Origin of the sequence: Dyella japonica (genome assembly GCF_040545895.1) — a bacterium.
Lineage (GTDB): Bacteria > Pseudomonadota > Gammaproteobacteria > Xanthomonadales > Rhodanobacteraceae > Dyella > Dyella japonica_D.
Genome location: NZ_JBEPMU010000001.1, coordinates 1,334,632 through 1,346,829, shown reverse-complemented (window position 1 = coordinate 1,346,829; position 12,198 = coordinate 1,334,632). Strand labels below are relative to the sequence as shown.

Annotated in this window: 12 protein-coding genes; 10 read left to right on the top strand and 2 right to left on the bottom strand. The window is 65.4% G+C overall.

Going from position 1 to position 12,198, the window contains the following annotated elements:
• Positions 1–58 precede the first annotated feature (58 nt).
• The 4 genes from ABIC75_RS05920 to ABIC75_RS05905 all read left to right on the top strand — a co-directional run bounded on the left by ABIC75_RS05920 (position 59) and on the right by ABIC75_RS05905 (position 2,427).
• Entirely contained in the window at positions 59–961 is a 903-nt protein-coding gene (locus tag ABIC75_RS05920; RefSeq protein ID WP_354012909.1) for an AEC family transporter, read from the top strand.
• Positions 962–963: 2 nt separating this feature from the next.
• A complete protein-coding gene (locus ABIC75_RS05915; RefSeq protein ID WP_354012908.1) occupies positions 964–1,320 on the top strand; it encodes a DUF4440 domain-containing protein in 357 nt (118 codons plus the stop codon).
• A 27-nt stretch (positions 1,321–1,347) separates the two neighbouring features.
• Positions 1,348–1,740, top strand: a complete 393-nt coding sequence (locus ABIC75_RS05910; RefSeq protein ID WP_354012907.1) for an RNA-binding S4 domain-containing protein — start codon at positions 1,348–1,350, stop codon at positions 1,738–1,740.
• A 105-nt stretch (positions 1,741–1,845) separates the two neighbouring features.
• Complete coding sequence (locus tag ABIC75_RS05905; protein ID WP_354012906.1) at positions 1,846–2,427, top strand: response regulator; 582 nt, start codon at positions 1,846–1,848, stop codon at positions 2,425–2,427.
• 70 nt (positions 2,428–2,497) lie between these two features.
• Here the strand turns inward: ABIC75_RS05905 and ABIC75_RS05900 are convergent, their stop codons facing one another.
• Positions 2,498–3,940, bottom strand: coding sequence for a catalase (locus ABIC75_RS05900; protein WP_354012905.1), 1,443 nt, complete (start codon positions 3,938–3,940; stop codon positions 2,498–2,500).
• Between the two features lie 259 nt (positions 3,941–4,199).
• Between ABIC75_RS05900 and ABIC75_RS05895 the strand changes: the two genes are divergently transcribed.
• Positions 4,200–4,451 (top strand): hypothetical protein, encoded by a 252-nt coding sequence (locus ABIC75_RS05895; protein WP_354012904.1) that lies wholly within the window; start codon positions 4,200–4,202, stop codon positions 4,449–4,451.
• A 79-nt stretch (positions 4,452–4,530) separates the two neighbouring features.
• On the opposite strand, the gene mutS is transcribed toward ABIC75_RS05895, so the two are convergent.
• Entirely contained in the window at positions 4,531–7,110 is a 2,580-nt protein-coding gene (gene mutS, locus ABIC75_RS05890) for a DNA mismatch repair protein MutS (protein WP_354012903.1), read from the bottom strand.
• A 206-nt stretch (positions 7,111–7,316) separates the two neighbouring features.
• Between mutS and ABIC75_RS05885 the strand changes: the two genes are divergently transcribed.
• The 5 genes from ABIC75_RS05885 (at position 7,317) to ABIC75_RS05865 (ending at position 12,181) form a co-directional block, all read left to right on the top strand.
• Entirely contained in the window at positions 7,317–8,714 is a 1,398-nt protein-coding gene (locus tag ABIC75_RS05885; RefSeq protein ID WP_354012902.1) for an amidohydrolase family protein, read from the top strand.
• Complete coding sequence (locus tag ABIC75_RS05880) at positions 8,701–9,843, top strand: dipeptidase (protein WP_354012901.1); 1,143 nt, start codon at positions 8,701–8,703, stop codon at positions 9,841–9,843. The genes ABIC75_RS05885 and ABIC75_RS05880 overlap by 14 nt, the downstream gene beginning before the upstream one ends.
• Positions 9,844–9,921: 78 nt before the next feature.
• Positions 9,922–10,428, top strand: coding sequence for a CinA family protein (locus ABIC75_RS05875; protein ID WP_354012900.1), 507 nt, complete (start codon positions 9,922–9,924; stop codon positions 10,426–10,428).
• A gap of 122 nt (positions 10,429–10,550) precedes the next feature.
• Complete coding sequence (recA, locus tag ABIC75_RS05870) at positions 10,551–11,582, top strand: recombinase RecA (RefSeq protein ID WP_354012899.1); 1,032 nt, start codon at positions 10,551–10,553, stop codon at positions 11,580–11,582.
• A 110-nt stretch (positions 11,583–11,692) separates the two neighbouring features.
• Positions 11,693–12,181, top strand: a complete 489-nt coding sequence (locus ABIC75_RS05865) for a regulatory protein RecX (RefSeq protein WP_354012898.1) — start codon at positions 11,693–11,695, stop codon at positions 12,179–12,181.
• The last annotated feature ends 17 nt before the right edge of the window (positions 12,182–12,198 follow it).

The window sequence follows — 12,198 nt, the reverse complement described above, 5'->3', positions numbered from 1 at the left end:
CACCGGGCCCGCCAGCAAACGGCCGCTATACTGCGGCCGTTTGCTTTACTGGAAGCCCATGAGCGCCTTGCTGCTGCTATTCACCTGCCTTCTGCTTGGCGTGCTGGTTGCGCGTTTCGCGAAGCCGCCCGCAGGCATCGTCCATGGCATCAACTGGTGGGTGATCAACGTGGCACTGCCGGCGCTGGTGCTGGCGCTGGTGCCCAAGGTGAAGGTGGACACGCAGCTGTGGTTTCCCGTGGCGTCCATGTGGGTGGTGTTCTTCGGGGCGTGGTTGCTGTTCGCCGTGCTTGGGAAAATGCTGGGCTGGTCGCGCGAACGCATTGGCGCCCTCACGCTGGTTTGTGGCCTGGGCAACACCTCGTTCATGGGTTATCCCATGATGCAGGCCCTGCATGGCAAGGAAGGCCTGGCGCTCGCCGTGGTCGCCGACCAGCTGGGCTGTTTTCCGTTGCTGGCGTCGGCCGGAGTGGCGGTGGCGTCGTTCTATGCGGGGCGGTCGCCGCAACCGCGCGTGATCGCGCGCCGCATTCTCACGTTTCCATCGTTCCTTGCCCTTGTGCTCGCGGCCATCGTGGGCGCGCTGGGTGGCTGGCCGCCGGTGCTTGACCAGGTGTTCACACCCATCGGCGCCACGCTCACGCCGCTGGCCCTGTTTTCGGTGGGTTTGCAGTTCAAGTTCCACCTGGGTGAACGCCAACTGCCGGCCTTGCTGCTGGGCCTGGGATGGAAGCTGTTGCTGGCGCCTCTGGTTGCCCTGGTGCTGGGCGTGGCGGCTGGCGTCGGTGGCCTCACGCTGATCGTGGGCGTCTTGCAGGCGGCCATGGCGCCGATGATTTCCGCGGCGATTCTCGCCGATGAATACGAGCTGGAACCGTCGCTGGCCAATACCATTCTGGGCGCCGGCATCGTGTTGTCGCTGGTCACCATTCCCTTGGGCAATCTGCTGTTGAGCCGTTGATCATGGATCTTGCCGCGCATCTGTTCGATCTGGAAACGCAGTTGCACCGGCAGGACGTGCGCGCTGATGAGGCCGCGTTGCGGCGGCTGATTGCCGAGGATTTCGTTGAGTTCGGTGTCTCCGGCACCGTGTGGACGCGTGATGCCGTGGTCCAGGCGTTGCGCGGTGAATCCTTTTCGCAGCGCGAAGTCACCGATTTTCGGGTGACCCTGTTGGCCGAGGACGTGGCGCTGGTGACCTATCGCGGGCATCGTGTCGCCACGCCGCAGCGTCCCGCGTCCGACTCGTTGCGCAGCTCGATCTGGCGCCTGCGCGACGGCCGCTGGCAGATGCTGTTCCATCAGGGCACGCTGCTGTAGGTGGCGTGGGTGAGTGACAATAGGCCCATGTCATCGACTTCCCCTGCTTCCCCCGTACGCGCCGATGTGTGGCTCTGGGCCGCGCGCTTCTTCAAGACCCGCAGCCTCGCCAAGCAGGCCATCGACGGCGGCAAGATCGACCTGAACGACGGCACCTGCAAACCCGCCAAGGCCGTGCAGGTGGGCGACGTGTTTCGTATCTCGCGCGGCGAGGAAAGGCTGGAAGTGGAAGTGCTGGCGCTTTCGGAAAAGCGTGGCCCGGCGAGCGTCGCACAGGCGCTTTATCGCGAAAGCGAGGGCAGCATCGCGGCACGCGACGCTGCGAAGGCTCAGCGTAAGTTACTGGGCGCCATGGCGCCGCCGGGGCGCCCGGACAAGCAGGCACGTCGAGAATTGCGACGGCTTAAGGATTCCATGTGAGTCACCCATCTCAGAACGCATAGCCGTTCTGCGCAAGCATGTCCTCCAGGGAAATTCGCGCGGGCGCGTGTTTTTCCCCTAGGTACAAGTAGTGGGGAGGACAACATGACGGGTATGGGATTCCTGAAGCGACTGCTTTCGAGCGCAACGCCGGGGCAGGCGGACCAGACGTGGCGCAAGACCACGCACGGTGCGCGAATACTGGTGGTGGACGATTCGGCGACCATTCGCGCCGTGCTCGGCCGCATGCTGGAGGTTGACGGTTACGAAGTGGAGCGCGCCGCCGATGGCGAAAGCGCGTTGGAGATGGCGCGTGCCGAACCACCGGCGATGATCTTCCTGGACATCGTGCTGCCGGGCATGAACGGCTTCGCCGTGTTGCGCGCGTTGCGCCACGACCCGGCCACGCAGCACGTGCCCATCGTGATGATCAGCGGCAACCAGCAGGCCACGGAACAGTTCTACGTGCAGCGTTTCGGCGCCGATGACTTCATCAGCAAGCCGTTCGGACAGTCGGAAGTGGCGCGCAGCATCGATCGCCTGGTGGGCTTTGGCCGCCTCTCGGCGCGCGAAGCGGCGAAGGTCGTGTCCTTGCCGGTCTCCGTGCCGGTGGAAACCATTCCGGCCATGCTGGCCAATGCCACGGACGAACCCGCGCCGGTCAGCGTGCCCGAAATGGCGGCCTGAGCTTTCCCCGCGCACAGCAAACCAAGGGCGACGCTCTCGCGAGACGTCGCCCTTGGTTTTTGCCCAAACGTCAGAGCGTGATGCCCACCGCCTTGGCGACACCTTCGCCATAGGCAGGATCAGCCTTACTGAAGTGGCCGATCTGGCGGCGAACGATCTCTTCCGGCACACCCTGCATGGCCGTGGCGATGTTGCGGAACAGTTGCTGCCTCTGGTCCGCGCTCATCAGGCGAAACAGGTTGCCCGGTTGCGTGTAATCGTCGTTGCCGTCGCGATGGTTGTAGCGGTCCGCATCGCCGGAAATCGCCAGGGGCGGCTCCTGCACCGACTTGTCTTCCACGGGGCCGTTGAGCGAGTTCGGCTCGTAGTTCACGCGGCCGCCGCCGTTGCCGTCGAAACGCATCGCGCCGTCGCGGTAGTAGTTGTGCACCGGGCAGCGCGGGCGATTGATCTCCAGCGAATCATGGTTGGTGCCCAGGCGATAACGCGCGGCATCCGCGTAGGAGAAGATGCGGAACTGCAGCATCTTGTCCGGGCTGTGGCTGATGCCTGGAATCACGTTCGCCGGCGAGAAGCTCGACTGTTCCACTTCGGCGAAGTAGTTGTCCGGATTCCTGTTGAGCTCAAGCACGCCCACTTCGATCAGCGGGTAATCCTTGTGCGGCCACACCTTGGTGAGGTCGAACGGGTTGTACGGCGCGCTTTCCGCATCGGCTTCCGGCATCACTTGCACGTACATCGTCCACTTCGGGAAATCCTTGCGTTCGATGGCCTCGTAGAGATCACGCTGGTGCGACTCGCGATCCTGGCCGATCACGCCGGCTGCTTTCTCGTTGGACCAGTTCTCGATGCCCTGCTGCGTCTTGAAGTGGAACTTCACCCAGTAACGTTCGCCCGAGTCGTTCCAGAAACTGTAGGTGTGGCTGCCGAAGCCGTGCATGTGGCGCAGCGTGGCGGGCAGGCCGCGATCGCTCATCAGGATGGTCACCTGGTGCAGCGATTCCGGTGAGAGCGACCAGAAATCCCACATGGCCGTGGCGCTGCGCAGGTTGGTGCGCGGATCGCGCTTCTGCGTGTGGATGAAGTCGGGGAATTTGTACGGATCGCGCACGAAGAACACAGGCGTGTTGTTGCCGACCAGATCCCAGTTGCCTTCCTCGGTGTAGAACTTGATGGCGAAGCCGCGCACGTCGCGCTCGGCATCGGCCGCGCCGCGCTCGCCTGCCACGGTGGAAAAGCGCAGGAACAGCGGTGTCTTCGTGCCCGGCTTGAACACTTTGGCGCGGGAATACTTGGTGATGTCGTGCGTGATGGTCAGCGTGCCGTGCGCGGCGGAACCCACCGCGTGCACCACGCGCTCAGGGATGCGTTCGCGATTGAAGTGCGCGTGCTTCTCGAACAGCTGGTGGTCCTGCACCAGCAACGGGCCGCGCGGACCGGCGGTCAGGGCGTTCTGGTTGTCGGGCACGGCCGCGCCGGACGAGGTGGTGAGGGTCTTGCGATGGGCGGTCATGCGGAGCTCCTTGCGTGGGGGAATGGCTGGCGTCGGCTGGCTTGTGTTCGACTCTAGGCATCCCGATCCATTTGGGGAATTCGATTGTTTTGATGTGATTCATAGCCAAGGCCTATGAAGAGCGCTCGCTTCTCCTGCCGTGGCGTCGATGCATCGCCTTGATTCGTGGGATGGGCTGAAGCGGGCAACCACCGCTTTCACGCACACGCGACTACGCGTGAATGACGATGCCTGCCTCGTAATTCTGCGGAGAGGCGTCGTGGCAGAGAGCATCCAGGAAGGCGACATGGTTTTCGTGGCCGATGGCGAAGACGGCATCGGCTCGGTGCGCCGGCTGCTCTCGGGTGGCCATGCACTCGTGGTCTACATCGAGAACGGCGGCGATTTCGAGATACCGGTAAGCGCGGTGCGCGCCGTGCACTCAGGCAAGGTGGTGCTCGATCTCGATCGCCTGCCCACGCCGGTGCTGGAAGCCATCGGCAACGCGCGCAAGTCGGAGTATCCGCACTAGGCTGCGTTTCGCCCGATCAGTTTGCGTCGCTGACACAACATCAGGCTCGTCTGCACGACGAGCCTGCGTCTGCTGGCGATCAGGCCAGCGACTTGAGGCGGTACAGCGCTTCCAGCGCTTCGCGCGGCGTCAGGGCATCGGGATCGATGCCTTCCAGCGCGCGTTCCACCACCGACGGCGCGGCGGCGAACAGGCCCATTTGCGGCGACTCCTGTGCAGGCGTCTTGGTGGCCGCCGCGGAGGCGTGCTGGTACATGCCGCGTTCCAGCTCGGCCAGCGTGCGTCGCGCATCGGCGATCACCGACTTGGGCAGGCCCGCCAGCGCCGCCACCTGGAGGCCGAAGCTGCGATTGGCCGGGCCTTCCTTCACGGCGTGCATGAAGACCAGCTGCTCGCCGTACTCCACCGCGTCCAGGTGCACATTGGTGATGGTGGCGTATTCGTTGGCCAGTTCGGTGAGCTCGAAATAGTGCGTGGCGAACAATGTGTACGAGCGGCTGCTGGCGGCCAGGTGCACCGCTGCCGCGCGGGCCAGCGCCAGGCCGTCGTAGGTGCTGGTGCCGCGGCCTACTTCGTCCATCAGCACCAGGCTGTGCTCGGTGGCGTTGTGCAGGATGTTGGCCGTCTCGCTCATTTCCACCATGAAGGTGGACTGGCCGCGCGACAGGTCATCGCCCGCGCCGATGCGCGTGAACACGCGGTCGATCGTGCCGATCACCGCGCGCGACGCAGGCACGTAGCTGCCGATATGCGCGAGCAGCACGATCAGCGCGTTCTGGCGCATATAGGTGGATTTACCGCCCATGTTCGGACCGGTGATGACCAGCATGCGACGGTTGTCGTCGAGCGTGAGATCGTTCGGCTCGAACGGTTCCTCGCGCACTTTTTCCACGACCGGATGACGGCCGCGCTCGATGACGATGCCCGGTTCGTCGGTGAGTTCGGGTGCGCTCCAGTCCAGCGTCATGGCGCGCTCGGCCAGCGCGGCCACGACATCGAGTTCCGCCATGGCAGCGGCCGCGTTCTTGAGCGGTTCGAGTTGCGCGGTGAGCGTGTCGAGCAGTTCCTCGTAGAGCGCGCGCTCGCGCATCAGCGAGCGCTCCTTGGCCGAAAGCACCTTGTCTTCGAAGGCCTTCAACTCTTCGGTGATGTAGCGCTCGGCGTTCTTGGTGGTCTGGCGGCGCGTGTAGTGCGTGGGCGCCTTGTCGGCCTGGCCCTTGCTGATTTCGATGTAATAGCCGTGCACGCGGTTGTAGCCAACCTTGAGCGTGGCGATGCCGCTGGCGGCTTTCTCGCGTTCCTCCAGCTCGACCAGATATTGGTCAGCGTTCGTGGCAAGGCGGCGCAGCTCGTCGAGTTCGGCGTCGTAGTTGTCGGCAATGACGCCGCCATCGCGCTGCAGTACCGGCGGCTGTTCCACCACGGCGCGAACGAGCAGGGCGGCCGTGCTTGCGTGATCGCCGATGCGTTCCACCAGCGAATGCAGCAGCGGGCTGTCGAGCGGCGCGATCAGCTCGCGCAGCGACGGCGCGGCAGCAAGGCCGTCGCGCAGCGTCGACAGATCGCGCGGACGCGCCGAGCGCAGCGCCACGCGTGCCAGGATGCGTTCCAGGTCGCCGATGCCGCGCAACTGCTCGCGCAGCGCTTCGTGCTGGCGATGATCGATCAGCGTGCCGATGGCTTGATGGCGTGCGCGCAACAGATCGCGCGAACGCAGCGGACGATTGAGCCAGCGGCGCATGAGTCGCGCGCCCATCGGCGTGACGGTTTCGTCCAGCACGCCGAGCAAGGTGTGTTCCGTGCGTCCGCTGGGATGCGTGTCCAGTTCGAGATTGCGGCGCGTGCCGGCGTCAAGGGCGATGGTGTCGCCCGCGCTTTCCACCGACATGCCGGAGATATGCGGCAGCGCGCTCTTCTGCGTTTCTTCCACGTAGCCGAGCAGGCAGCCGGCGGCAGCCACGGCCAGCGGCAGCCGATCGACGCCGAAGCCACCGAGATCGCGCGTGCCGAAGAAGCGGTTGAGTTCGCGCTTGGCTGCATCGGGATCGAAGTGCCACGGCGGGCGGCGACGCAGGCCGGGCAGGGTGCTGACGAACTTGGGCCATGCCACGTCTTCGCCCACCAGCGTTTCTGCCGGCTGCAGGCGTGCCAGTTCCGAGGCCAGTGCTTCGGCGCTCGGCACTTCGCTGAGCAGGAAGCGGCCGCTGGCCAGGTCCACCCACGCCAGGCCGTAGGCACCATGCGCGCCGGCGGCGATGGACATCAGCAGGTTGTCGCGACGTTCTTCCAGCAGGGCGGCATCGGTGACCGTGCCCGGCGTGACGATGCGCACCACCTTGCGTTCCACCGGGCCCTTCGACGTGGCCGGGTCCCCGATCTGCTCGCAGATCGCCACCGATTCGCCCAGGCGCACCAGGCGCGCCAGGTAGTTCTCGGCGGCGTGATAGGGCACGCCGGCCATGGGAATGGGTTGTCCGCCCGACTGGCCGCGCTGGGTCAGCGTGATGTCCAGCAGCCGTGCCGCCTTGCGCGCATCGTCGTAGAACAGCTCGTAGAAATCGCCCATGCGGAAGAACAGCAGCACGTCCGGGTGCGCGGCCTTGGCGGCCAGGTACTGGCGCATGAAGGGGGTGTGGTTCTCGAAATCCTGGGCGACCATAACGTGCTGTTCTGTCGGGCCTAATGGTGAAACCGGCCGTGGCGGGACGGCGATGCACGCCGTTCGAAAAAGGCCCGCCAAGATAACCGAATTGGCCCGGCATGTATCCCGAGACGCGCGGCATGGCTTGCGGGCTTGTCCGACTACGCTGCTTTGCCGCGGGCGTCCTTGTGAGGGGCGGAATCCGATGTGTAGGATCGACCGCCATGCATACCCGCCCACGCTCAGCGATTCCACGGGTGACAGCGTTGTTCCTTGCGCTGTCTGTTTCAGCCGCGTTTGCTGCCGGCAAAGAGGCCAAGCCGTCGCCCGCCGATGCACTGACGCTCTATGCCGGAGCCACCGTGATCGATGGCACGGGCGCCGCGCCGCTTGCCGATCAGGACATCCTGGTGCGTGGCGAACGCATCGTGGCGGTGGGGCCGCACGGTTCGTTGGCGGAAGCGAAGGGCGCTTCGGTGAAAACCGTCGACCTGCACAGCCGCTACGTGATCCCCGGCCTGATCGACAGCCACGTGCATATCGCCACGCCGCCGAATGCAAAGCGCGCGCAGGCCATCCTGCGGCGCAACCTCTATGCGGGCGTCACGGCGGTGCGCGACATGGCGGACGATCTGCGCTCGGTCGGCGAGCTGGCCCGCGAGGCGCGTACCGGCGAAATCCCTTCGCCGGATATCTACTACGCCGTGGTGATGGCCGGCCCGGAGTTCTTCGCCGATCCGCGCGTGGCAGCGGCGAGCTACGGCGTCACGCCAGGCAAGAGTCCGTGGATGCAGGCCATCGACGAGAAGACCGATCTGCGCGAAGCGGTGGCGCTGGCGCGCGGCACCTCGGCAACGGCCATCAAGGTGTATGCGGACCTGCCGCCCGAGCTGGTGAAGGCCATCACGGCGGAGGCGCATCGCCAGCACATGATGGTGTGGGCGCATAGCGCCGTGTTCCCTACGCGCCCGGCGGATGTCATCGATGCCGGCGTCGACGTGGTCAGTCATGCTTGCTATCAGGCGTATCAGCTCGAACCAGTGATGCTGAAGAACTATGAGGATCACACGCCGTTCCACGATGAGTTGCTCGCCAGGAACGGCGACGATCCGGTGATGGCTGGCCTCTACCGCGACATGCTCAAGCACGGCACCATCCTCGATGCCACCGGCAGCCTGTTCGTTCGCTACGACGCCGAACGCAAGGCGCATCCCGAGCGCAAGCCACTGCGCTGCACGGGGCCGACCACGACGCGGCTGGTGCGCCAGGCGTGGCAAGCCGGCGTGCCGATCTCCACCGGCACCGACAGCGACCCGGGCTTCAAGGACGTTTGGCCATCCGTCTTCGACGAGATCTTCTTCCTCACGCACGACGTGGGCATGCCGCCGTTACAGGCCCTTCGTTCGGCCACGCTGATCGGCGCCGAGGCGGCGGGGCAGGCGAAGGACATGGGTTCCATCGAAGCGGGCAAGCTCGCGAATTTCGCAGTGCTCTCCGCCGATCCGGTGAAAGACATCGGCAACCTGCGCAGCATCCGCATGACGGTGAAGCGCGGTCACGCATATCCGCGTGCCGACTATCGGCAAGTGACCAAGGACGAGATGGGCGATGACGACGATTGATCGGCGAACCTTCCTGAGCGGAATGACCTGGGCGGCTGCGGCGTCGCTGTTGCCGTGGGATGCGCGTGGCGCGGTGCAACGGAGTGCGGGCATGAACGACAACGGCGTCATCATCAACGCGCTGGGCGGCCTGGGCGATCCCAACCTCGGATCCGATGCATTGGTTCCCGAGCTCACGCCGCGCGTGCTGGCCGAAGCGCATGCATCGGGCCTGACGGCGGTGAACATCACGCTTGGCTATGTATCCGGCCCCGAGGACCCGTTCGAGGCCAGCGTGCGCGACATCGCTGCCACTGACGCGCTGGTGCGCGAGCACACGCACGACGTGACGAAGATCCTCACGGCGGCCGACATTCGCCGGGCGAAGGCCGAGAAGAAGATTGGCCTGATCTACGGTTTCCAGAACGGCGCGATGATGGGCAACGACGCCAAGCGCGTCGACATTTTCGCGAACCTCGGCGTGCGCGTGTTCCAGCTGACCTACAACCCGGCCAACCAGTTGGGCGATGGTTCCATGGCCAAGGAGAATCGTGGGCTCACGCCGTTCGGACGCGAGGTGGTTGCGCGGCTCAATGCGCGGCGTGTGATGGTCGATCTTTCGCACAGCGGCGAACACACTTGCCTGGAAGCGGCACGGGTTTCGACGGCGCCCATCTCGATCAACCACACCGGTTGCCGTGCGGTGACCGATCTGCCGCGCAACAAGACCGATGCCGAGTTGAAGCTGGTGGCCGAGCGCGGCGGTTTCATCGGCATCTACTTCATGCCGTTCCTCAATGCCTCGGGCCATGCGCACGCCGAGGACGTGGTAGCGAACATCGATCATGCGGTGAAGGTATGTGGCGAGGATCACGTGGGCATCGGTACCGATGGTTCGGTGACGCAGATCGATGACCTGCAGGCCTATCAGGCATCGTTGGCGAAGGAAATTGCACAGCGTCAGGCCGCCGGTATCAGCGCCGCGGGCGAGCGGCCCGACACCTATCCCTTCGTGGTCGATCTGCGCGGGCCGCAGCAGTTTCACAAGCTGGCGCAGTTGCTCGCGCAGAAGGGTTATTCCAGCAGCCGGATCGAGAAAATCCTCGGGCTGAATTTCCTGCGCTTCGCCCAAACCGTGTGGGGCAGCTGATCGGCGCGATCGGCCCTTGGCGGAACGGCGTCGTCGGGGTAGAACGGTCGCCTTCCGTCCGTGTCCCCAGGAATCCCCATGACTTTGCCTGTCCCCACTGACGCCGATCTCAAGGCCTTGGCCGAGCAGGTGGCCACCGCCGCCCAGCAGCGCCGCCTGATGCTGGTGACGGCCGAATCGTGCACCGGCGGCTGGATCGCCAAGGCGCTCACCGATCTGCCGGGCAGCTCCGCCTGGTTCGATGCCGGTGTAGTCACTTACAGCTACGAAGCCAAGGAAGCCTTGCTGGGCGTGAACCCGCGCACGCTGGAGCGCACCGGCGCCGTCAGCGAGGAGACCGCGCTGGAAATGGTCTCGGGCGCGCTGGCGCGATTTGGCGCCGGCATGGCCGTGGCGGTCACCGGCATCGCCGGACCCAGCGGCGGCACCCCCGAGAAGCCGGTCGGTACCGTGTGGATCGGCTGGAAGCGGCGCGGTGGTTACGCCCACGCCACCCTGTTCCAGTTCGACGGCGACCGCGAAGCGGTGCGCCGCCAGACCGTGGCGGCCGCGCTCAACGGCGTTATCAAGGCGCTGACGGACTGAGTCGAAGGCAGGCCAGGAGGCCGCTTGACCGGTATGGGATACTGATCAACCACAGATCGCAGCCCGTGAGACAAACCGCGGGCATCATGGCTTCATTCACTGCCACCCCAGGATTCAAGACGATGGATGACAACAAGCGCAAGGCGCTCACCTCCGCCCTCGGCCAGATCGAGAAGCAATTCGGCAAGGGCGCGGTCATGCGTCTGGGCGACCGTGCCGACGATGCCATCGAGACCGTCTCCACCGGCTCGCTGGGCCTGGATATCGCGCTGGGCATCGGTGGCTTGCCGCGCGGCCGCGTCGTCGAGATCTACGGTCCGGAATCCTCGGGCAAGACCACGCTGACCTTGCAGGTCATCGCCAACTGCCAGAAGAACGGCGGCACCGCAGCCTTCGTCGACGCCGAGCACGCGCTCGATCCCACCTACGCCGCCAAGCTGGGCGTGAACGTGGATGACCTGCTGGTTTCCCAGCCCGACACCGGCGAACAGGCGCTGGAAATCGCCGACATGCTGGTGCGCTCGGGTGCCGTGGACGTGGTGGTGGTCGACTCGGTGGCCGCGCTCACGCCCAAGGCTGAAATCGAAGGCGAAATGGGCGACTCCCACGTGGGCCTGCACGCCCGCCTGATGAGCCAGGCGCTGCGCAAGCTCACCGCCAACATCAAGAAGTCCAACTGCCTGGTGATCTTCATCAACCAGATCCGCATGAAGATCGGCGTGATGTTCGGCAGCCCGGAAACCACCACCGGCGGCAACGCGCTGAAGTTCTACGCCTCGGTGCGCCTGGACATCCGCCGCATCGGCGCGGTGAAGAAGGGCGAAGAGGTGATCGGCTCGGAAACCCGCGTCAAGGTGGTCAAGAACAAGGTGGCGCCGCCGTTCCGCCAGGCCGAGTTCGAGATCCTCTACGGCGAAGGTTCCTCGCGCGAAGGCGAAATCATCGAGCTGGGCGTGGCGCAGAACCTGATCGACAAGTCGGGCGCCTGGTACAGCTACAAGGGCGATCGCATCGGCCAGGGCAAGGAGAACGTGCGCCAGTTCCTGCGCGACAACCCGGCCATCGCCAACGAAGTGGACGCCGAACTGCGCGCCCGCCTGCTGGTGACCAACGGCAACTCGCCGCTGCCGGCCGTGGAAACCGAAGAAGCCTGATCGGACTTCACGCATCCGCCGGGCCGTGCGTTGCCCGGCGGATGCCGTTCCAGGTCAGGAATAAGGGGCGGCACGCGTCGCCCTGCTGAAGGCAAGGCCATACTTCACTCATGCCTCGAGAACCCGGTGACAAACCCAAGACCTCGGCCTACGACCGGGCCTTGGGTTTGCTTGCGCGCCGTGAGCATTCGCGACGTGAGCTCAAGCTCAAGCTGAAGCAGAAGGGCTACGAAGGCGAGGAGGCCGGCGCGGCGCTCGATCGCCTGGGCGAGCAGCGCTACCAAGACGACGAACGATTCGCCCAGTCGCTGGTTCGCAGCCGGGTGGCGCAAGGCTACGGCCCCATGCGCGTGCGGGCGGAATTGAAGAGCCACGGCCTGTCCGATGCGCGCATCCGGGCCGTGCTGGAAGAGGCTGCGGTGGACTGGGATGCCAGCGCGCTGGCGCAACTGCGGCGGCGTTTTGGCGGCAAATCGGCGCCGGATCCCGCAGAAAAGGCCCGTCGAGCCCAATTCCTCTTGCGTCGAGGCTTTCCCGCCGCCACAGTACGGAGTGTTACCCACGCCGACGTGGACGACGCAGCCGACGACGACGCCTGACCTCCCCGCTGCTGGGG